We start from the raw sequence: 23,204 nt of genomic DNA, 5'->3' as shown, positions 1-23,204 counted from the left end.
CCGCTTGGGCGCATCCGATTGGACGCCGAGTTTCCCATTTTAAAGGAAATCTGTGATGGGACGGTTCGCGTCTCTGATCTGTTGCTCGTTGGTGGTTTCTGTCGGCGTTCCGACCGTCGGGCAAGAGGCACCATCTCTACCCTCGGTTCTTGACAATCGTCTGACTCTGGAACTCTTTGCGGAAGCTCCAGATATTGTGACGCCCGTTGGTCTAACCTTTGATCAATTGGGGCGACTCTTGGTGATCGAATCGCACACGCATTTCCCCGGCGATGATTATCCTGGGCCGAAATCGGATCGGATCAAGATTGTTGAGGATCTGGACGGCGATGGACGTGCGGACCGATTTCGTACGTTTTTGGATGGCACGCAAAAGACAATGAGTTTGCGGCGTGGTCCCGATTCGTGGATTTACATCGCCACTCGCATGCAAGTGTTTCGAACTCAGGATCAAGATGGGGACGGAAAAGCAGATCGTCGAGAAGTGATCGCTACCTTGAATACCGAGGGTGATTATCCACATAACGGCCTTTGCGGGCTTTGCTTTGATAAGCTCGGCAATCTTTACTTTGGCTTGGGTGAGAATCTTGGTGAGAGTTACACGTTAGTGGGAGCCGATGGGAAAACTCTGCGCGGCGGTGGAGAAGGTGGAAATATCTACCGTTGTCGGCTGGATGGTCACGGGATCGAATTGATTGCGACAGGATTTTGGAATCCGTTCAGTATCTGTACTGATTCAGTGGGGCGACTATTTACTGTTGGCAATGATCCCGATGCGAGTCCTCCTTGTCGATTATTGCATGTCGTGCCCGGTGGCGATTACGGATACCAATTTCGTTACGGGCGATCCGGAAAACATCCCCTGCAGGCCTGGGATGGAGAGTTGCCGGGTACATTACCCATGGCGGCCGCAACGAGTGAAGCGCCGTCCGGTATTTTGTTATGGCATGGCCAGCTTTACAGCACGAGTTGGGGCGAGTATCGGATCGAACGGTTTCGACTGAAACCAAAAGGTGCGTCGGTGACAGCCGATCGTGAGGTGGTGGTTCAGGGAAATCAGATGTTTCGTCCGGTTGATCTGGCGATTGCCCCCGATGGGGCGCTTTATTTTACCGACTGGGTCGACAAGAGTTACAACGTCCATCAACAGGGACGAATTTGGCGGCTGACGTGGAAATCGCCTCTCCCGCTTGGAGCCGTCACCAAGTTGAGTGCCGATGAAGATCAGGCTGCGCGGGTGGCGGGTAGCGACACGATCGACTGGGAGGCGCTATCGTCGGCAGATCCTTATCTCCACCATGCTGCCATGATGAGCTTGAAGAACTCGTCGCATTTGACGCCCGAAAGTCTGGATGGACTCAGTGACCCGCGGCAGCGACTGGCCATCCTGGAGGCAGCGAGACGCAGTGATTTGTCGGATCGACAACGAGGTGCGATACTTGCAAAGGCACTTAAAGATGACTCCTCAGCCGTTCAATTGTATGCGGTTCGTTGGATCGCCGGCGAACAACTCAAGCAGTTTCGCCCATCACTCGACTTACTCCTGGAAGAGGGTGACGTGCCCGTGCAACTGCTGCGTGGAGTTCTTGCCGCGCGCGACTGGCTGGATCAAGGCGCCGTTGTCAGCGGAGTGATCGTCGGGGAACAGACTTTGTTGGAAAGTTTACGAGAGGAATCTCGACCTAACCTACAAGCGATGGCGCTCAAAACATTACCGCCAGAACATGAGTCCTTAACCGGTGAGTTGTTGCAACGGCTGATACAAAACGATCAGCTAGATCAAAAAGTTCGGATGGAGGCGGCCCGCACACTCGCCATTAGCCAAAAATCAGCTGTCGATCCCGCACGTTGGGCGGTGATCGGTGATCGTCGTCTTTCGGCACCCTTCCAGGCGATCGTATTAACCGGCATCAACCCAGAGGAGCTCGCGGCGAAAAGAGGCCTTGAGCGGCTTGCGAAGTCGCCCGTCAAGGCGTTGAGGCAAGAAGCCTCGCGAGTGCTCTCTCATAGCTCACAAGCGCCAGAGAATGCAAAGTTGTCGGTCGCAGCCGTTGAATCACAATTGCTAGATCCGAAGCTGCCAGGAGATGCCGAAAGAGGCTGGCGAGTTTTCTTTGGTCACTCTTCGACCAGGTGTGCAAACTGCCATCGTTATGACGGTCGCGGTGCGGATCTCGGCCCGGACCTGACTTCGATCGGAAAACGGGTCGACCGTTCACGCTTGGTTCAATCGATCCTGCACCCAAGTCAGGAAATTGGTCCGCGATACGTGCCCTGGCTAATTGAGACGGTTGACGGGCGAGTGTTTACAGCCCTTTCATTGGGGGTCTCAAAAGAGGAGGAGAAGTTCTTGACCACTGATGGGCGGCAAATTAGCGTTTCTCGCGAGATGATCGCGCATCGAAAGCTGGACACTCAGTCGATTATGCCTGCTGGCATCCACCAACAATATTCTGTCCAGGAATTGCGAGACCTGATTTCGTTGTTGTCTCGCTGAGATAGGGCCCAGCGAGTGAAGCAAGAGTCGCAGCATAAGTTTCGGAATGCTGCCCCCGACGTGGACATTGCGTATAATGGCTGCATGTCTAATCCGCGAGCACAGATATTCGGTTTAACGGTCGCCGTCGCCATTGCATTTCGAGCTTTCGGCTGTTGTGAGCTCCCCGCGCGAATGGTGAGTGATTCCGGCGAAAAAGGGTGTTGCCAAAGCAAGGCTTTGCAACCCGAATCGGCACCCGCTATTCCCTTCGATTGTTGTTGTAAAGACGACGTCCCTTTCCGACCTCATGCTGGCGAGTTGACAGTTGACGAGCCATCGGGCTGGTCGGTCATTGAGCCTCTTGTTCTTCCCGTAGAACACAGTTGGAATTCAGTGGCTGCCGACCAATTAGTCGACGCCGGACCAGCAGTTCGCATTCTCCAGTGCGTGTGGCGACTTTAGATTCTTCACACGGTCTACTTCTTTTGCGTTTCAATTTATCATTTGGCACTCGCGTGGAAGGCTTGCGCTGAGTGGCTGAGATAACGAACTGGAGACAGATTATGTTGACAAAGATGACTTTGGTTTTGCTGTTCGGGGCCGGACTTGCGGTGGCGGCAATCGGCACTTCCCCTGCAATTGATACGAGCGGTGATAACTGCTGCGAGCGGAATCTTGCCTGTTGTGATGTGGGAGGAGCTTGCTGCGGTTCAGAAGCACTAGGCTCGGACTGTTGTGACGCGGGGCTCGACTGCTGTGACGCTGGGCTCGAGTGTTGTGACGCTGGGCTCGACTGCTGTGACGCTGGCGAATGTTGTCAGCCATGGTCCTGCTGCGATACGGAAGCAGGCTCAGAGCACTAAGCTTCATAAGCCGACTTTTGTAACTTGATTTAAAGCTCTTCCTTAGCCAGACGGCAAGGAAGAGCTTTTCTTTTAGGCTATTCTCTCTGTAGGGAGTATGCCTTGGGATGCCGGCGTCTCCGAGACGGGCGATGAATTCGTAACGGCTTTGTCAAACGGAATTGAAAATCGTCTTGGTGAAGTTGATGCTTTGTACAGCCGAACCGATTCATCGTCGTGTACGATTCTGGCAGTTTCGAGGGTGAGATCGCCCACGTCCGGTTTTAGGGAGAGTAATCAAATGGGCAAAGTCAGCATGGAACAAGAGCTGGAACGTCTGCGTGCGGAGGTTGCTGAACTCACCGCCCGATGCGATGCAGCAGAATCGCGAGGAACCGATGCGGACGAGCCAACGGTTGACGCCGTGGATCCAGCTCCCGACTCAACGACTCCTACGTCGGGAAATGATTCGGTCATTAAGCATCAGTTCGAAGAGTTGATGCAGTTGGTCGAGCATGAGATGCGTGACTTACCAACGATCACGTGCATCACGGTGTTTACGATAGGTATCATCTTCGGTCGCTACTTGCGTTGAGGAATAGATAATGGACGAAACGATCACGAGACTCAAAATGCTTGCCCGTGCCGAATCGACGTTGGCACGGATTCATGCTCAACGCATTGCCACTCAGGCCAAGCTGTTTGCAGTGGCCGTGGGATTGGTTTTATTGACGATTGTCATGCTCAATGTGGGTGCCTATGAGTTGCTTGCTGAGTACGTCAGTAATGCGAATTCAGCCTTTATCATCGCTGGCGTAAACGCCTTACTCGCTGTTGTACTGGTCGTCGTCGCAATGCGACTGCGACCAGGTCGCGAGGAAGAAATGGCGAGGGAGATTCGGGAGTTAGTGATCAATGATTTCACGGCCGATGCGAATAAGATGAAAGACAAGGTCGCTCAAGTTGGTGCGGAATTTCAGGATCTACAAAGCCGTGTTGCTGCGCTCTCTTCTGGTGTGCAAAGTGGTTTTTCGGGGCTCGCCAGCTTGGTGCCGCTAATCAACGCAATTGTCGACGCGCTGAAGCGGCGTCGGAGTAAGGAGTGACCAGGTCCGACCGCAGCGTGTCAAGAGCCACGCGTCAAGAGCCTGGGGAAGAAATCTGGTCGTTGGCTTAAATGCGATCTCGCAACCAATACCATCCTAAGCCTAGCCATTCATGTGCCACGATGTGAACGGATTCAATCGCGCCAGGATTCGGGATGAATTGATAGTAACGCCACTCGAATCTTGGTGTTTTAAAGCGGCATCCGATCGGGACGACATCAATCCCCTGTTTGTTGAAGCAGCGTTCACTTCTTGCTAGATGAGTAACGTCGGTCACAAGTAGAATGGGTGATTTAAAGCCCCGTTCACGTATTAGCTTTGCCGCTTCGACAGCATTTTCGTAGGTGCTATGTGAGGTCGATTCGACGATGATCTGATCTTCAGGGATAGCCTGAGAAATGAGAAACGCTTGCATGGCCTCGGCAAGCGCCGGAGTTGCATCGTCTTGATGGACTTTGCCACCACAGAGAATGATCGGACATGGCCGCGCTTGATAGACGTTGCTGGCTGTGAGGCATCGATAGAGCGTGTCATCGCCTAAAACGACCTCCAGATCGTGCTGGACTTCTTTCGTATAGCCCGACAGCACAACGATGGCCTGGGGGTCTTCAGGGAGCCGAATGTTCGGCGAATACTGCCATTCGAGCGTTCCCAACGCAAGATAAGAAAAGGCTGGTAACGAAACAACGACTAACACCGAATAGATCAGCCAGGCAAACCGCAATGGATTCGAGTTGGACCCTGATCGGATCCGGATGCTCAAGAGCCCCACACCCAACAAGATGAGTAGCAACGGAAGCGGCTCAAGTAGGCTGGTAATGAGGTAATACATATTGAGCGGTCGGGGGGGAATCGACAATCCAAGCGGCGAACGTGTAACTTCCTCTAGGTGCAATCACAAGTCCAGTCTGTTTTACCGAAAAACGTGAGTCCAGGTGGAACACGAGGCCTGGGTGATTTCGAACGAATCCTGCGCCCGCTCCGTCGCCCATCTCGGATTAATGTTTCGTCGCTCGTCTCGGTCGGGTCAAATTGAATTATTGGTGGCGAGATCGAGCGGCTGGAGAGAGGCTAAGTTGGGGTTTGATTTTCGCTTTCTAGGATCGTCGTCGTCCGTGAATAGTAGGTCGACAGCGGCAGGCAGCGGCTTGGTAACAAGTTCGTGGTAGTTCTCAGAATACTCGGTCCTGAAATCTAAATCGAAGGATGTGCTTGTGTTGATTTGTGGTGAGACCAAAAGATCAATGGGACGAGCTGCGATTGCCGTTTGCTTGGCTTGGTTATTCAAGTAATTGATGACAAACAGCGGATCAATTGGCGAAACCGATCCGTCGCCATTCACGTCCAGATAGGGGGGCGGCCCGGATTCCCCAGGGGAGGGGAGCACCCCGCTGGGGTTTTTGTTTAGCCAGTTGATTACGATCAGGGCGTCGATTGGCGAGACGCCTGACTTGCCGTCGACATCTTCCGGCAGCTGGGGGTTCTGCCAGGGTGGCAACGGTACTTCGCTCGCTGATACGGACAGATTATAGGTACCTGGCAGATCTCCGATCGCAATGCCCTTGCCCATCAGTGGATCATAATTGGCTGCTTTTTCACTGTCGCCATTCACACCAACGAGATATTCTTCACCAGCTTCCAACGGTACTGTTAATTCGATTGATTTTGACTGGTCACTTTTTTGCATTGCCAGTTCTGTGCCATCTGTCGAAAAAACACGTAATAGAGTGCGGGCACCCGTTAGGGTGTCTGACGAAATCTCAAAAGAATAGTCGTCGGTCTCAATAGGATTGAACCGGTATAGGTCAACATCGGCCTCACCGCGAATGAAATTACCATCCGTGCCAATATTGGACGCGATGGGTGTATCTAAAAAGATTTCCTCATTATTCGACAAGTCGAAATTTTGATTGCCAGGAGTTGGCGTAATACCTTCCCATGAATCCGCGAAATTTCCGAATAAGATCGGATCGCGTCGTTGAATTGAACCGCCATCACCATCGGCCACTTCCGGCCAAGGTTCGGAGTCACCGAAGTTCACTTGGTCAATCGTAATGAAGAGAGTCCCGAATTCTAGATCAGCTTCCGGCATTGTCAGCGTTATTGTTTCGCCGCTGTTATCCAGGCGATCAGGGATGCCTTCCTGGTCGGCGCCCCAGGCCATCAATTCGACGTCAGTGTCGATTCCATAGTACGATCGAAATTCATTCGCCAGTTCGGGAGATGAAGCTGGATCAAATGCGACGAGTACAAGCGTTGAATTCGCCGGCAGGATGGTTTCCGCTGGAAAGACCACATCGACGGCATCGGCTATTTGCCAGCCGGATAAATCTACCGAAAAAGTGCCACTTTGCAATTCAATGAATTCCTTGAAAACGTCATCGTCTGCTGGGCGATATTGAACTTCGTTGATGATTACTTCGCCAACTCGGTGACCACCGTTCGCTCGACCGAAAGTCAAAGATTCTAGTTGCTGTAATTTACTGCTTTGGTCGATGTTCAGCACGTTACCCACACTTGCACCGTTAAAGGTTGGGGTAAATGTGACCCGGTCTGCGAAAGCGACAGGACGACCGTTGTCACCACCTTCGAGTAACCAAAGGCCTCCTTCGTCGAGGCCAGGTTCGGTCGGTTCACCTGCTTCGCTCAAAGCAAATCCATTCATGTTGGGATTGAAGTCCGTTTCGGTGAGTACCAGATATCCCTGAGCCGGGATGATGGTGTTGGGAGCAATCGAGAAAACCAACGTTTTGCTCACCACGTTGTCAGTCAAAAACCAGCCGCTAACATCCACAGGTTCGTCGCTCACATTATGCAATTCGATCGCATCCATATGACCGTTGTTTTCGATGTCGGTGTGGGCCAGTATTTCGTTGATGATAATCGGTGAATCGCGGTTGATTCTTGGAGCTTGTCCTGGTGAGCCACCGTACTCGATGCTGCTCCGCCACACATCAGGGTCGCTCAAGTCTTCTGCGGTGAAATCTTTTCGCTCTAAGCTGGCGCCCAGTCCGTCTGCGCGAGTCGACCATTTGCTCGTTGATTTGTACTCGACTTGCTCTAAGAGGACGCCATTGTGATATAAGCTAATCACTTCGCGATCGTTACTTAATCCGCCGGACCACTCACCCGCGACATTCACGTTGTTACCGTAGCGCGATGGAAATACCGCCGTGTTTTCAACGACAACGATCCGTTCCATCGGAGCCAGACTGGTGGCGCCGAAGGAAAAATTCACACCTTGATCATCAATCGTTTTTCGTAACTCATAACCCGAAAGATCAATTGCTGATTCGCCCTGGTTGGCGAATTCAATGAATTCATATTCATTGCTCATCACCTCTGCCGATTCACCTAGTTCTGGTATCGAATCGTAGGGGTTGAAATTGATTTCGGTGATTGCAAGCGTTAACATCGCTCGCGTTTCAAGGCACTCCACTGCTGTGAACCGCCGTCGTTGGTGACCTGGAGTACGCCTCGGTTTCATTCGTTTGCTCTCAACCTAGACACGGATGTTGGATTTATCCATTTAGTGTACTTGTGCTTCGTTGCGGCGCGAACAAGAAGTCGGAAGAGTCCGTGTCATTCGGATGTTAATGGCTCTTAGCATCTTTGCGAAGTTTGTACGGAGCGGGTGCTAGGTAAGAGGTTTTCCGCTCCGCGTTGGTCGCGTAAGAAACCTGAGTCGCAGGGTGTCATCGCTAGAAAGGCGGGATGGCTATGGAAATGCGGCTAAGTCGCGACAACGCCCGACGAACTCAGCCGAGCGTTGTGGTCGTCCACTCGGTTATTTTAATTCACCCGAATTGGTGATCTGAATCTGCTTGGCCGGTCGTCCGGAACGAGATCCCTGAGACTCAATTGCCTTAACAAGGTTCATTCCTTGGAGCACACGGCCAAAGACGACGTGCATGCCGTCAAGCCAAGGAGTGGGGATGGTGGTGATGAAAAATTGAGAGCCGTTCGTGTTAGGACCGGAATTTGCCATGCTGAGAACACCCGGGCTGTCGTGCGTAAACTTGAAGTTCTCATCAGGAAACTTTTCACCGTAAATGCTTTCGCCACCCGTGCCGTTGCCGTTGGTGAAATCACCGCCCTGCAGCATGAACTTTGGGATCACGCGATGGAAAATACTGCCCTTGTAACTTAATGGTTTTCCCGACTTGCCTTGCCCTTTTTCTGCTGTGCAAAGCGCCCGGAAATTCTCGGCTGTTTTCGGGACATCGTCTCCAAATAATCCGATGACGATACGGCCCGCTTTTTTTCCATCAATGCTGACGTCGAAAAAGACTTTTTTCGTGACTTTTCCCTTCGATGCTTCGATCGCCATTCCTTGGGATGCCATCGTCAGCAGGGCACAGAACGCTATCAGTAAACGAATCATCATTGCCTCCTTATTTGAATTGTGCTTGCTCGAAAAACCGAACCGCATTCTCGCAGCTTCGTTGATCGCTGGCTAGATTGGCTGGCTGGATCGTCAGTACCCTGATTGTTTTTTTCTGCCTTGGCGTTTGAGTCTCTGCGTGACAGTAAACTGGCCTGAAGCAAACGAATGCTCGTGACTAGAACGGCCGTCCGCCGCATGCATCGACTTGGTGCATCGACTGTGTGCTTCAGAATTTAATTTCTAGCCCCGAACCATTTTCCGTCAATTACCGTGCCTTTTGGGGTGAAATGTTGGTTGCCGCGAAGCGATTTGCCGCAAGCGTCGTGAAATTCAAAATCACCCTCTTCCAAGGTGAGAATACTCGCGTCACCGGCAGAGCCGCATTTGAGTGATCCGAGCTGAGGTTGATTGATTGCTGTTGCGGGGGCCAAGGTAGTGCAGCGGATGACGTCTTCTAGTGTCATTCCCATGGCCAAGAATTTTGACATGGTGACCAGAAGGTCGTAGGCCGGCCCATCGATTGACAACGCATGGACATCGCTGGAAATTGTGTCAGGAAGAAACGAATGTTCGAGCATCTGTTGACTTGTTTGAAAACCAAGCGAACCCATGCCATGGCCAATGTCAAAGATGATACCGCGTTCTCGTGCTTCCGTGATTTCCGGGAACGGATTGCCGTCGCCATTGATAGGTGAATTTGGGAATGGGCGAAAACAATGCGTCAAGATGTCACCCGGTCGTAGGCGATCGAGAACATCTCGGCGACTCGGTGGTGGTTGATCGAGATGTGCCATCACCGGTAGCCTCAATTCCTGGGCGATCTCGATGGCAATATCCAGAGGTCCGATGCCGCTGTTTCCTCCTGCGATTCGGCCTACGCGCGCTTTGACGCCGACCACAATGTCAGCGTGTTGTTGAGCTGCAAGCAGGCAAGCGTTTGCATCTAACAAACGAACATCACTGCATTCGCCTACCATGACATCCTGACTGAATGCGTAGATGCCAGCGAAGGAGACATTGATGAAACTCAATATCTTAGGAGTAGCGGGCTGGATGACATGACGATGGAAGCCTCGCATGTTGGCTGCACCGGCGGTGCCTGCATCGACGAGCGTTGTGCAACCGGATTGTCGTGAGATGGCGTTGGGGTCTACGCCGATTGACGTTCCACCCCAGTAGACATGAGTATGCAGGTCGATCAATCCGGGAGTCACCATCTGTCCCGTAAGATCGATCGTTCGATTTGCCTCTGCATTCGCTGACTCCCCTATCGCAGCCACCTTGCCGTTGGAAAATGCGACGTTGGTGATCTGATCAAGACCCTGAGAAGAATCGATGACTCGACCGTTGGTAAGCAGCAAATCAAACATGAGTTTCGCCCATCAGAATTCGTCGGGATGTGAGGCTTACGCTGGGAAGCCAGTTGCGGCTCGCTGGCGTTGATGCCATTCTTGATCGCAGATGGAAGTCATGCAACCGGTTTGTATTCTTCTAATTCAGACGATTGGGGATTTCGCAGGATGGCCCTTGGGATGTCGACAGGGTTTTGTAAATCGGTGGGAAGAATTCGTCAGGTAATGATGCTCGACCGAGTCGGTACTTGACTTGTTTTAACAAGGATGGCAGCTAGGAGCATTAGCCGACGATGCGGCCAGGGAAAAGCCTGATTAGTACTCCCGATGAGACGATTTCCACAGCGACTGGCGTTGAATGCTTCGATTTGTGCCTGACTTGTGGACTGGGGTAAATGGTACCTGCAGAATAAAAGTATCGGAAAATGCCGCGAGGCGGCAAGATTCGGGGGGCGAGGACGAATGACTCGCAAACCGATGGGTGAGGATCGATAAGATATCGCTGTTTACAGCAATTCCTGACCGGTTTACGTTTTCGTCTGTCGTTTCATACACAATAGCTTTGAATGGGAGTCATGCTATGCAACCGCATCGTGGTGCCTTGGTACTTGTGCTAGGAATCTTGGGGATTGTTTTTTGCCAGTTGTGCGCTCCTGTTGCTTGGCTGATGGGCAAAAAGGATTTGCAACAAATGGACGCCGGCCAGATGGATCCTGAGGGAAAGGGAATGACTCAGGCCGGGATGTATATGGGAATGGTCGGCACAGCCTTGATCGTGCTCGGTCTCATCGGTTTTGTGTTGTTCCTCGTCCTTTTCGGGATGACAGCTAGTTCTTCGCTCGAGTTGTAGTCGCTGAGGGCTGGCCGAGCTTTTGTAAGCCAACGAATCATTTAAAGAAACGTTGGCTTTTGCTAGGGAGTCGGGTTGGTGAGGCAGTAGACCTGAGTAGCGGTACGGATCAGCAGATTTCCTTGGCTCACGTAAGGGGTTGCGATGCAGAGTTCGTCGAGAGAGTTTGTCTTGATGAGATCGAATTCCTGTTCGGCACTAACTACATAAGTATCGCCTTCTTCGCTCAGGAAAAAGAGCTTCCCATTGTAAGCCCAAGGTGATGCAGTAAAGCTGGCACCAGGGGCAAATCGTTTTTTGCCGTAAATCTCTTCGCCATTCTCAGCGTTGTGGCTGGTGAGGAAGCCGCGATCATAAAGTGTGTAGTAGGCATCGTGGTATACAATCGGCGACGTGTTGTACGGTCCGGCTTGCGGCAAATGCCAGGCAAGGAACTCGGATTCTGAATCTTCGTTTTCGACGACAATCTCGCCTTCAGCTCCCGGCTTAATCGCGTAAACCGGACGTTCCTTATCGCCAATGTAGCCTGACGTGACGTACAGGAGTCCATTGGCAGCGAAAGGGGATGGGATGACCAGGTTCGACATCGGAGCTTTGAGCGACCAAAGTTCATTACCTTCCAGGTCGTAAGATCGCGTCTTGTTCTTTCCGGGTACGATGACCTCCGTCCGTAAATCATGCTTCCAAACGAAGGGAGTTGCCCAGGTGCTCTTCTCCTCTCGCGTTTTCTTCCACTTTTCCTCGCCGGTTTCGGCATCGAATGCGGCAATGTAGGAATCTTCCATGTTGTCGTACACCATGATTACCAAATCATCGTGCACTACGGGGGAAGCCGCCGCGCCATAGCCAAATAATGTTTTCTTGGGTTCGATTTCTTGTGACCAAAGAAGAGTTCCTTCTAAGTCGTAACAGTAAAGCCCAACGTCGCCAAATAAGACGTACAATCGCTTTCCATCGGTCACCGGAGTTTCACTTGCGTAGGTGCTTTTGGGGTGTCTTGGGATTTGGGGTTCACCCGCATGGGCTTCGCTTGACCAAAGCAGTTCGCCTGTTTCCAGGTCAAGACAGTGGACCATCCAGTGATGCTCTCCCTCGGGAGGTTTCCGTCGCCCAAATCCCAAGTAAAGACCAGGCTTCGGTTTTTCGTAATCTTCGTCATTGACGACCGATGTCACGAATACACGGTTGCCGAAAACGATCGGACTCGACCAGCCCCAGCCTGGGATGGTCGTCTTCCACTTTACATTTTCTTCGCTCGACCACGTATCCGGTAAACGGGGGTCATCGGCAACGACACCTGTGGCATCTGGGCCACGGAATCGCTGGACGACTTGGCCGAAGGTGTTGGAACAGAAGGCAAGCGTTAATAGCGATAACAAAATTGTTGTTTGGGAATACATAGAGGTTCTTTCAGATGGGTCGTGACAGAGGTTGTCCTCGTCGAGTTTTCAAAAGCGGTTTCACCTCGATCAGAACGCTGGGATGAAAGGTCGGTTACCGATATTGCAACATGTAAAGCAATGTGTGTAAATCACCGGGATCTGTTTCGGGTGTTGAAGATCGGCTTGGACTCATCTTGGTTTTGCAAATCCTCTTGGAATTTCCGCCATTTGTTTGGATTTCGCTTGCTCGATTCATGTTGATATTTCAGAATCGGTGCGACGGGGGACGCGATTCATGGAGCGGATGGCTGGCCGATTTTTTGGTCGGCCAGTGTAATAAGGTCGAATAGTCGATTCCCGGCGGCCGAAGGTTTGGAGTGTTCGGCAAAAAAATCTTGTCATTAAATCGATCTTTCGATCGTTGAATTGAAACGGGAGTGTAGATGCGTTCTTCTGGGCGGCGAGTGAGAGAGCCATTTTGTTTTGAGTCTGTTGAGCCGAGGCTTTTGTTGGCTGGTGATTTGGTGACGCATTGGCGTGCTGATGATCTTGTGGATCGTCACGCAGATGGAGAGTCAGTCGCGGAGTGGACCGATCGAGTGAATGGAGTGGCTGCGGTTGGTTCAGGGGCACCCGTTGTGATTCACGATGGGATGGGTGGCAGAGCGAGCATCCGATTTGACTCCGCTGGCGGTCAGGACGGTTTTCGCGTATCGTCGGCGGTTAGTCCGCTCTCCAACGCCAACGACTTCTCGCTTGTTGTGATGTTTGCCTCCGATCAACGCACGACGAATCTTGCTGAGTCCTGGTATCAAGGTGCGGGGTTAGTTCATGCCAATAGCTTGGGTTTTTCTCAGGATTGGGGGATCAGCTTGATGTCGACCGGACAGGTCGCCACCGGATTGGGGGCAGGTCTGGGACAACCATCGACCTCTTTGCTTTCAGCTTCGAATAGCCTAAATGATGGTGAGTTTCATGTTGTGATCGTAAGTCGGCAAGTGGACCAATTAACCTTGAGGGTGGATGATGGGGCCGCGGTGGTCGCGGACGGGGCGAGTACCGCAGCCCGTGATGTGACGGCGTTCGACATCGGTCAAAATCTAAGTCGAAGCGAGCAATTTCGGGGAGAGATTGCTGAGATTCAGATTTACGATGGAGCACTGACTGTTGCCGAGGCAGCAGAGGTCTACGCAGAAATCACGGACTTCTATCAGAATTCTCCTCCGCTCGCGTTGGATGATGATTACGAGATGCTCGAAGACTCGTTCTTGTTTGTCGGCGGTGACAGTGGCGTGCTTGCCAATGATACGGATGCTGACGGTGATCCGATCACGACGCGAGTTGATCGATTGCCGCTGCATGGAACGCTTGGTTTGAATCCTGACGGCTCCTTTTTGTATGATCCCGATGCGGATTTTTTCGGTGTTGATACGTTCACGTATCAGGCCGTTGACTTTCGAGGTTCGGAGCCAGCAACGGTCAGGGTGAAAGTCAATTCAGTGCATGACCTGCCGAATGGTGTTGCCGATGAGTACAAGGCGATCCCTACTGCGGCGCTCAAGTTGTCGTCGATAGATGGTGTGCTCGCAAACGATTTCAGTGTTGATGATTTGCCCTTGCAGGCAGTGTTGGTTGATGAGCCCTCTTTCGGCCAGCTCGTTCTCAATTCAGACGGTTCCTTGACGTTTGATCCTCTCGGCGAGGTCGGTACTGCGACTTTTCATTATCAAGTCGAAGATGGGGTAGGGGTGTCCAATCCGATTGCTGTTTCGATTGTTGTTAACTCATCACCGGTTGCCATCCCCGACCTGATTCGTCTCGAAGAGGATCAGGTGCTTTCTCTCACGTCGCTTCAAGGTCTGCTCGTTAATGACGTGGACGAGGATGGTGACTCATTGCAAGCAATCCTCGTTGCCGCCCCCAAGCATGTTGATTTGGCATTGGCGGCAGATGGATCCTTGATCGTAGTGCCCCCGGAGAATTTTTTTGGTGAAGATCAATTCAGTTACCAGGTTACGGATGGAGTAGATGCGTCACTACCGGTTGCCGTGCAGGTCCAGGTCTTACCGGTCAATGATCCACCATCTGCCGTTGACGATCTCTATTTCGCAGATGCAACCGGGACGTTGGACGTAATGTCAGATCGTGGTGTGTTGGTGAACGATGCAGATATCGAACGACAATCGTTAAGTGCCAGTGTGATTCGTCCACCGACGAGCGGTCAGATTTCTCTGGCAACCGACGGGTCCTTTGTTTATCGCGCCGAGCGGGGTTTTCAAGGTCGCGACACATTTAAGTATCAAGTTCGTGACGCAGGAGGCGAGTTGTCGACTGCTGAAGTGGTTTTGTTTGTTGGTGAATCACCCCTGGTTATCAGCGAAATCTTGGCTGCGAATGGCAATTCACTCGTGACTCGAGTCCGACCGACGTCGGACTCTTCCTTTTCACGACGCGATCCCGAGTCACCTGACTGGCTGGAAATACAGAACCTAACGAACCAATCCGTTGATTTGTCGGGATACTATTTGAGTGACAATCCCGACAAGCGGACCAAATGGGCATTTCCAGTTGGGACGATCGTGGATGCCAATGGATTTCTTGTGGTCTTCGCCTCGGGACTGGATATTCCAGATCCATTGTTGGACGAGCTTGGGATGTTACACGTAAATTTCAAGCTTGATGCATCGGGTGATTACTTGAGCCTCGCATCGCCCGACCGCATCGTGATTGATGAAGTTGCTCCTCAATATCCGATCCAAACGGCTGATGTTTCCTTTGGTCGAGTGGATGGAGAGTGGAAGTATCTGATGAGTCCGACGCCGGGTAAGCCTACGGCAGGGCTTTCCTGGGAGGCGATTGTTCAGTCTCCCCAGGCTTCTGTCGCCTCCGGTTACTTTGACGCCGGATTTGAGGTCCGACTCGAGACGGAAACGGTTGGTAGTTCGATTCGTTACACGTTGGACGGTTCGACTCCGACGTTGACGAATGGGTTGGAATATCAGGAGGCGATCCAGGTTGGTACGACCACGACGCTTCGCGCAGGTGCTTTCCGAGGCGATCGGGTGCCGTCGGAATCGATTACCTATTCGTATTTGTTCCTTGATGATGTGTTGTCTCAGCCTGCTGAGCCGACGGGCTTTCCATTGCGGTGGGGAAGTGCTGGACTTTCTGACTATGAGATGGATCCGCGAGTTGCCAACGATGACACGTCAGATTACTACGATCCTAATGTGCGGGCTGCTCTTCAGTCGCATCCCAGTATCTCAATTGTGACCGATTTAGATCACTTGTTTGATCGATCGACGGGAATCTATGCGAATCCACAACGTGCAGGTGTGGCCTGGGAGCGACCTGCCTCCATGGAGTTCATCACTTCGGATGGAAACGCTCAGATCCAAGTGAATGCCGGTTTGAGAGTGCAGGGGGGAGCCAGTCGTAATCCAAATCGCCCCAAACATAATTTGCGTTTGCTGTTCAAGGAACGGTATGGACCCGGAAAGCTAGAGTTTCCTCTGTTCGAAAATGGAGCCGTCGATCGCTTTGATACGATCATTCTGCGCGGTGGAAATGGTGATAGTTGGTTTCATCCCCGATCAACGCAGCAACAGCAAGCGCAATACATCCGTGATCAATGGCATCGTGACACCCAACAAGCCATGGGGCGATTAACGGTGGCGCAGCGCTATGTGCACCTTTACATCAACGGGTTGTATTGGGGGCTCTATCACATTTTTGAAAAACCGAATGCAGCTTACTTTGCCGAACATTTTGGGGGATCGCCACAGGACTATGATGTGGTCCAGCATCAGGGGGGCACGGTTGACGGAGATCGGGAAATCTGGAACGAAATGTTTGACGTCGCTCGTGATGGTCTCGAATCAGAAGCGGCCTATCAACAGATTCAACAATACGTTGATCTGCCGAGTCTGGTCGATTATTTACTCATCAATTTCTACAGCGGAAATGTTGACTGGGATAACAATAATTGGTTTGGAGGTCGTAAGCGTGAGGACGGCGCCCAATGGCAGTTCTTTACCTGGGATGCCGAACGCACCTTCTTGAGTCCCGCGGATTCTCGTGTTTCTATTTCCAACCGGCTACAGCCCACAGAACTCCACCAGCGACTGCTCAAGAATCGTGATTATCGTATGCTGTTTGCCGATCATGTTCAGCGACATTTTTTCAATGATGGACTGCTGACCCCGGAATCAGCCGAAGCGAGGTGGATGGCGCGAGCAGGTGAAATCGCTTTGCCGTTGGTGGCTGAATCAGCCCGTTGGGGAGATGCAAAACGCGCCTCGCGTCCCTACACGCCGCAGGTCGAATGGCAAAATGAATTGGATCGTCTTCGCGAAACTTATTTTCCTCATCGCACTGAGACCGTTCTTAAACAGCTTCAACGTCGTGATATCTTTCCTAAAGTTGCTGCGCCTAGCTTCAATCAATTTGGCGGGGAGATCGAGGCGGGCTTTGAGTTGCAATTGAATTCGGCGGAGGGGATGATCTATTTCACAACCGATGGGAGGGATCCTCGACAATCAGGTGGGGGATTGAATCCAGCGGCTTGGCGCTACGAGACGCCAGTCGCCCTGGTCGGCGACACGCGCATCAAAGCCCGGATCCGGCTCGATGGTGTGTGGTCTGCCTTGAGCGAGGCCGTCTTTCTAACGCCGACGGTTCCCGCCTCTGCGGAATCACTCAGGATTAGCGAGATACATTACAACCCGGCCGCGCCGACGGCGATCGAAATAGAGGCCGGGTTCACTGATAATGACGAATTCGAGTTTATTGAACTCGTTAACATTGGATCCTCAGCCATTGATTTGAGTCGGGTGAGCTTGGAACGTCTTAATGATCAAGGGATCGCTTTCGAATTTGTCGGAAGTGACATTGAGCGTTTGGCGCCAGGTGAGCATGCCGTCGTTGTCGAGAACCTTGATGCGTTTGCCACTCGGTACGGTCATTCGACTCGCGTGGCGGGGCAGTGGAGTGGGCGATTGGGGAACGGCGGCGAGTTGGTGACGCTTGCCGTGGATGAGCAAGTCATACAATCTTTTGCTTACGATGATCTCTGGCTGCCTGCGACAGACGGTGGCGGGTTTTCATTGGAAATTATTAATCCGACTCAATTGGATTTGGCAGCGTGGAGTTCAGCAAAGAGTTGGCAGCCAAGCCGCTACTCAGGAGGCACGCCTGGGCGCGTTCCTGATTCTGCTGTGATTGGTGACTCGAATGGCGACGGCGTCTTTGATAGGGATGATATCTCGCTGGTGGTCGCTTCCCGCGAATATGAAGACAGCCAGAATGGGAATTCAACGTTCGCCGAAGGTGATTGGAATGGCGATGGCGAATTTGATTCGCGAGACATTGTTTTTGCTTTCCAGCAGGGTGGGTTTATCGATACTCTTTTGGCTGCCGAGCAAGAAAATGCAATTGGCGCACTGCTTGCCTGAACGCATGGTGATTTTGATCATCCGGAGTAGGCTCCGACAGGGGCGTCGCTGCTGATAAAAGGCTGTGAAGCTGCCGGGCATGAGCGATTTGACGATCTTCATGAGACGCAGCGACTTTCGACTGGTTGCCATTCCAATCGATTTGCTCGGTGTAAAAATTAACTGATTTTCTGCCAATAATCCTGTCAAAACGGCGAATAGAAGTCTGAATCCACGGCACAGTCCGGGTGGTTTATGGCTCGGTCGAAATGAATAGCCGTACTCATCTGTCTGGGAAGAACGGACATTTCCCGCTAGACTTTCAGCCTGGCGAAGGTTGTTCGACGGTCGCTAATCTAAATTTTATTCGCTGCGGGTGTTGGCTGCTCCAGGTCGCGTGCGGGAAGTTGTCCGAATGCAACGTCAGGTGTCGAAAAAGATTGTCTTGGCTTAGCGTGTTATCGAGGTGAAAAAAATGGCTCCAGTTTTAGTGCTTCTTGGGGGGTTCTGTGTTGTTGGTTTTTTGATCGTGATGTTTTTTGTCACGATCTACAACAAATTAGTGCAGTTTCGTAATCGCTATGAAAATGCGTTTGCACAGATTGATGTCCAGCTGAAACGTCGTTATGACCTGATTCCAAATCTAGTGGAAACCGCCAAAGGCTACATGAAGCATGAAAAAGAAACCCTTGAAGCGGTGATCACCGCTCGCAATCAGGCTTACACTGCCGGACAAAAAGCGGCGGGCAGTCCGGGCGATCCCCAGGCAATGGGTGCTTTGAATCAGGCCGAATCACAACTTGGCGGTGCATTGAGCCGATTGATGGTGATCTCCGAGGCCTATCCTGATCTCAAGGCAAGTCAGAATATGATGAGCTTGCAGGAGGAACTTAGTTCAACCGAGAATAAGGTTGCATTTTCTCGTCAGGCCTTCAATGATTCGGTGACGGGCTATAACATCTATCGTGAACAGATTCCGGCCGTTTGGGTTGCTGGGACTTTTGGATTCCGTGAAGCGGAACTCTTCGAAATTGCTGACCAGAGCCAGCGGGAAGCTCCCAAAATCGAATTCTAGGCTGAATATCCGACGCCGATTGAAACGCTGGTGGTAAGTGGAAAGAGGTTTTAGTCGCGGGGTCAACTGGCCACGTGATTGGCCTATCAGCAGGAAACTTTACGATGGATTTTTTTGAAGCTCAAGATCAGGCTCGACGTAAGACATTTTTGTTAGTCGCCTATTTTGTGTTTGCTGTTTTGTTGATGATTCTGGCGATTTATGTCGTGGCCGTGTTGGCCTTGGCTTGGCCAGGTAAAGAGGTCGAGGACAGGTCAATCAATTGGATTCGCCCCGATTTGTTATTGGTGGTTTCCATGGCGACAGTGATCGTGATTGCACTCGGCAGCCTCTATAAAATTGCTGAGATGCGCGCCGGAGGTTCAGCGGTTGCGCTGATGCTTGGCGGGCGGCGCATTCAGCCGACGACTACCGACGTGGAAGAGCGCCGCGTGTTAAACGTTGTGGAGGAGATGGCGATCGCTTCTGGTGTGGCTGTCCCCCCCGTCTTCCTGCTGAAGAATGAAGCGAATATCAATGCGTTTGCGGCTGGATATACGCCTGACGATGCGGTGATCGGCGTCAGTCAAGGCAGCCTTGACTATCTGAGTCGCGATGAACTGCAGGGAGTGATTGCGCATGAATTCAGTCACATTCTGAACGGGGACATGCGGTTCAATTTGCGACTGATTGGCGTGCTGCACGGTATTATGCTGATTAGCCTGATTGGCTATTTCATGCTAAGGGCTAATGGTGGGGGCCGGAGTCGGAATCGCAACGAAGGTGGTGGGCAAATCATGCTGATAGGTCTCGCTGCGTTCGTGATTGGCTACTTGGGGCTGTTTTTTGGTCGGCTGATCAAATCGGCCGTGTCGCGGCAACGAGAATTTTTGGCCGATGCTTCCGCGGTGCAGTTCACACGGAATCCGGATTCGATTGCCGGGGCTCTCAAGAAGATCGGCGGTCGTCCTGAGCACGCTGTGATCAAATCACCGAATGCGGAAACGGCCAGCCATTTGTTTTTCGGTGATGCGTTTCGCCGTTGGGCTCATAGTCCATTTGCAACACATCCGCCGCTGGAGCAACGGATCCGTCGTTTGGATCCGCATTTTGACGGAAACTATCCCAAGGTGCAGCGACTTCGAGAGCCTCCGCAGAAATCGAAGGTCTTGAAATCCACGACGGAAGAAACGCGTTCTCCACTCGGAATGATTCTCGCGGGTGTCGGTATGGCTGATCAAGTTCCCCTTGATCCGGCCGTAGTGATTGCATCGGTCGGTGCTCCAACAAGCCAGCATATGGACTACTCTCACGAATTGTTAGAGTCAATTCCCGAGTCGTTGCAGGTTGCCATTCGTGAAGTGTTCACAGCACGTGCTATTATCTTTGCCATGTTGTTGGATGCTGATGCCGAAATTCGTTCGAAGCAATTGGAATTGCTTAAGACACGCGAAGGTGAAGCTACGCTCGCTGAAGTGCGGAAATTCGGCGCACAGGTCGGGCAAATTCCCGCTCCCGCTCGCTTGCCAACATTGGAGGTGATTCAGGGTAGTTTGCGGGATTTGTCGCCGTCCCAATATGAGCATTTTCGCGAAACCGTCGAGCAACTGGTCAAGGCCGATCGCAAGATCAGTCTTTTTGAATTTGTATTGCAACGGGTCGTCATCAAACATTTGGATCGAGTATTTGAACTGAGTAAGCCGCCGGCGGTCCGTTATCATAGTGTTCGAGGGGTGCTGCCCTCCGCTGAAGTGCTCGTCTCGGCGCTGGCCCATCTCGGACATGCCGACGATGAAGTGTCCGAGCGAATTTATGGGGATGCGATGCGGCGACTGGATGACAAGACGCCGCATCAGATCTTGTCCAAATCGGATTGCGGGCTCGATAAAATCAATCATTCACTCAATCAAATCTCGGAATGTTCTGCTGCAGTCAAGAAACGAGTGCTAACGACTGCGGCTTTGTGTGTTGCAGCCGACCAAAAAGTGACCGTGATGGAAGCCGAATTGCTTCGCGCGATGGCCAGTGCGATTGATTGCCCGATCCCCCCAATCTTGGCAGGGGAAATTCAAAAGCAATCGGGAAGCTAAATTCGATTCAGACCCCGGTGAGTCGAATTCTTCGGCGATGTTTGGGAGAATGATTGACGCACGCGATAGGAATAAGTAGCCTTTTTACTGCTGGGAACAGGTCCTAAAGCTTGAGCTACAGGTGTAAACTCAGTTGAGTAAAGGACTCGGTATGCGATCTTTGACTGGTTTTCTCTTGATCTGCCGAATGCAGATCAAGATTGTCGTAGGCGTGATCAGTTTGGCCTGTGCCGCGGTTGCTGAAGCCGAAGATTGGCCGCAATGGTTGGGCGTCAAACGCGACGGAGTTTGGCGGGAGTCAGGTATTGTCACGACGTTCCCAGCGGATGGGCCGCGATTGCGATGGAAGACGTCGATCGGATCTGGCTATTCTGGACCTGCTGTCGCGGATGGATTCGTTTATCTGATGGATCGGATTGATAATATGGCCGATCCCAAGTCAGCCGAGTTGCTGCATGAAGGTCCGGCCCCGCAGAACACTAATTTTCTCCGGCAGCTGTTACCCGGAAAGGAACGCGTGTTGTGTTTGCGGGAATCGGATGGACGCATCGTCTGGGAGTACGAATACGATTGCCCTTACACGACTGCCACGACCTATGCGATTGGTCCTCGCGTGACGCCAACCGTCGACGGCGATCGGGTCTACACGCTGGGGGCAGAAGGAAATCTATTCTGTTTCAATACGAAGGATGGATCGGTCGTCTGGTCGAATGATTTCAAAAAGGACTATCAGCTCAAAATTCCCGTATGGGGTGTCGCCGCTCATCCGTTGGTTGATGGTGATTTGCTGATCTGTCTGGTCGGAGGAGAGGGCACCACTTGTGTGGCTTTCGATAAAATGACAGGAGAGGAACGGTGGCGATCCTTGTCAGCCAACCAACCCGGATACTGTGCACCAATGATTTACTCAATCGGCGGTAAACGACAACTGATCATCTGGGATAGCGATGCGGTCAACGGATTAGACCCTCTGACGGGCGACGTGTATTGGTCGGAGCCCTTCCGAGCAACATTTGCCATGTCGATCGGCATCCCTCGGCTAGCCGGTGATTCGCTGTTCTTGATGTCCTTCAATCGACAGTCTGCCAGGATTCGTATTGCGAAGAACGGCTTATCGGCTTCGACAGTTTGGAGAGGAGATACAAAGATTGGAATCGGTGGCGTTTTCAATACCGCGGTCATCCGGGATGGACATGTCTACGCATGTGGTCAGGGAGGTCGCTATTCGTGCATTCGACTGGATTCGGGTGAACGAGTCTGGTCGACCTTTCAGCCCTCCACCGGTAAACGGCCAGCTTTCTGGGCAAACGTGTTTACCATCCCCCATCAAGATCGGTACTTCCACGCTAACGATCTGGGAGATTTGATCATCGCAAAGATGGATCCTGCCGGCTATCAAGAGATCAGTCGGGCACACCTCATCGAACCGACCCACGAAATTGGTAATCGCAAAGTTGTCTGGTCGCATCCGGCCTTCGCGAATCAAAGCATCTATTGGCGCAATGATCAGCAGATCATCTGCGTTTCACTCGCTCAGTAGACGGGCCAAGGATCAGGCCGATTCTTCATCCGGCGGACTGACCCGACCGCAAACATCGAAATACGAGTGACCCTTGGAATCACCCGCAATGGCGTCATCCACCGACTCGAATATTTCGAAGATCGTGCCATCCATGTTCAATGTCTTAAAGACATAACGTAATGACTCTGACATGCAGCAGAGTCGTAACGAAACACCATTGGATCCCAGTTGTCGCTTGAGAGTCAAAAGGCTCGAAATCACCGAAGAAGAAATCATCTTGACGTTTGCCAGATCGATCACCAAGTGTTGGTTGGGCGAGGATTTGACAATCTGGGCCAACTCTAACTTCACCAATTCGGCTACCGTCGTACCTTGCAGATACGGATCGACTGCTTGCACAATCGTCGTTTGATCGACAACTCGGGTTGTGAAAAATCGGTAGCCTGGCATCGGCATGGTTCTTGACCTGCAAAGAACGTTCGGGGGGGCTCCGCAGTTTAACTATCCCTATCGTAATTGAAGGCGGCTAAACTGCGCACTGGATTCGGTCGCCCTCAACATACCTCATTCTTAGCGTTTTGTTCTGATCCGCAAAGACGGCCTTTTATTCTGTAAAAATATTTGAATCAACCGGTCCGGCTGTGCGGCCTGCAGCGATCGCAAAACGGCTGGAGGCCGGTCGTCCGAAGCGGTGTGGGAGCGTTTTTT

Annotated in this window: 14 protein-coding genes; 8 read left to right on the top strand and 6 right to left on the bottom strand. The window is 51.9% G+C overall.

The window, feature by feature from the left end; genetic code table 11:
• Positions 1–55: 55 nt before the first annotated feature.
• The 3 genes from P8N76_07790 (at position 56) to P8N76_07780 (ending at position 4,427) form a co-directional block, all read left to right on the top strand.
• Positions 56–2,497: a c-type cytochrome gene (locus P8N76_07790; GenBank protein ID MDG2381560.1), complete on the top strand. Its 2,442-nt coding sequence runs from the start codon at positions 56–58 to the stop codon at positions 2,495–2,497.
• Positions 2,498–3,622: 1,125 nt separating this feature from the next.
• Positions 3,623–3,916 carry a hypothetical protein gene (locus tag P8N76_07785; GenBank protein MDG2381559.1) on the top strand — a complete coding sequence of 98 codons (294 nt, stop codon included), beginning with the start codon at positions 3,623–3,625 and terminating at the stop codon, positions 3,914–3,916.
• 10 nt (positions 3,917–3,926) lie between these two features.
• Entirely contained in the window at positions 3,927–4,427 is a 501-nt protein-coding gene (locus P8N76_07780; protein ID MDG2381558.1) for a hypothetical protein, read from the top strand.
• Between the two features lie 67 nt (positions 4,428–4,494).
• On the opposite strand, the gene P8N76_07775 is transcribed toward P8N76_07780, so the two are convergent.
• The 4 genes from P8N76_07775 to P8N76_07760 form a co-directional block, all read right to left on the bottom strand.
• Complete coding sequence (locus tag P8N76_07775) at positions 4,495–5,259, bottom strand: YdcF family protein (GenBank protein MDG2381557.1); 765 nt, start codon at positions 5,257–5,259, stop codon at positions 4,495–4,497.
• Between the two features lie 195 nt (positions 5,260–5,454).
• Positions 5,455–7,842 carry a lamin tail domain-containing protein gene (locus P8N76_07770; protein MDG2381556.1) on the bottom strand — a complete coding sequence of 796 codons (2,388 nt, stop codon included), beginning with the start codon at positions 7,840–7,842 and terminating at the stop codon, positions 5,455–5,457.
• 372 nt (positions 7,843–8,214) lie between these two features.
• Positions 8,215–8,814, bottom strand: a complete 600-nt coding sequence (locus P8N76_07765) for a peptidylprolyl isomerase (protein MDG2381555.1) — start codon at positions 8,812–8,814, stop codon at positions 8,215–8,217.
• A 233-nt stretch (positions 8,815–9,047) separates the two neighbouring features.
• Positions 9,048–10,184: an amidohydrolase/deacetylase family metallohydrolase gene (locus P8N76_07760; GenBank protein MDG2381554.1), complete on the bottom strand. Its 1,137-nt coding sequence runs from the start codon at positions 10,182–10,184 to the stop codon at positions 9,048–9,050.
• A 562-nt stretch (positions 10,185–10,746) separates the two neighbouring features.
• On the opposite strand from P8N76_07760, the gene P8N76_07755 reads away from it, so the two are divergent.
• On the top strand, positions 10,747–11,016 hold the full coding sequence (locus P8N76_07755) for a DUF4190 domain-containing protein (GenBank protein MDG2381553.1): 270 nt from the start codon (positions 10,747–10,749) through the stop codon (positions 11,014–11,016).
• Positions 11,017–11,078: 62 nt separating this feature from the next.
• Here P8N76_07755 and P8N76_07750 read toward each other — a convergent pair whose 3' ends face one another.
• Positions 11,079–12,416: a PQQ-binding-like beta-propeller repeat protein gene (locus P8N76_07750; GenBank protein MDG2381552.1), complete on the bottom strand. Its 1,338-nt coding sequence runs from the start codon at positions 12,414–12,416 to the stop codon at positions 11,079–11,081.
• Positions 12,417–12,841: 425 nt separating this feature from the next.
• Here P8N76_07750 and P8N76_07745 point away from each other — a divergent pair, with 425 nt between their 5' ends.
• The 4 genes from P8N76_07745 to P8N76_07730 all read left to right on the top strand — a co-directional run bounded on the left by P8N76_07745 (position 12,842) and on the right by P8N76_07730 (position 22,514).
• The gene (locus P8N76_07745; protein MDG2381551.1) at positions 12,842–17,851 is read left to right on the top strand and encodes an Ig-like domain-containing protein; all 5,010 of its coding nucleotides are present in this window, start codon (positions 12,842–12,844) and stop codon (positions 17,849–17,851) included.
• Positions 17,852–18,305: 454 nt separating this feature from the next.
• Positions 18,306–18,905: a LemA family protein gene (locus tag P8N76_07740; protein ID MDG2381550.1), complete on the top strand. Its 600-nt coding sequence runs from the start codon at positions 18,306–18,308 to the stop codon at positions 18,903–18,905.
• A 104-nt stretch (positions 18,906–19,009) separates the two neighbouring features.
• Positions 19,010–20,974 (top strand): M48 family metallopeptidase, encoded by a 1,965-nt coding sequence (locus tag P8N76_07735; GenBank protein ID MDG2381549.1) that lies wholly within the window; start codon positions 19,010–19,012, stop codon positions 20,972–20,974.
• Positions 20,975–21,125: 151 nt separating this feature from the next.
• Positions 21,126–22,514, top strand: coding sequence for a PQQ-like beta-propeller repeat protein (locus P8N76_07730; protein ID MDG2381548.1), 1,389 nt, complete (start codon positions 21,126–21,128; stop codon positions 22,512–22,514).
• Between the two features lie 12 nt (positions 22,515–22,526).
• On the opposite strand, the gene P8N76_07725 is transcribed toward P8N76_07730, so the two are convergent.
• Entirely contained in the window at positions 22,527–22,946 is a 420-nt protein-coding gene (locus P8N76_07725) for an STAS domain-containing protein (protein ID MDG2381547.1), read from the bottom strand.
• Positions 22,947–23,204 lie beyond the last annotated feature (258 nt).

It is taken from the genome of Pirellulaceae bacterium (genome assembly GCA_029243025.1).
GTDB lineage: Bacteria > Planctomycetota > Planctomycetia > Pirellulales > Pirellulaceae.
Note: the sequence above shows the minus strand (reverse complement) of the source record. Positions and strands in the feature narration are given on the sequence as shown.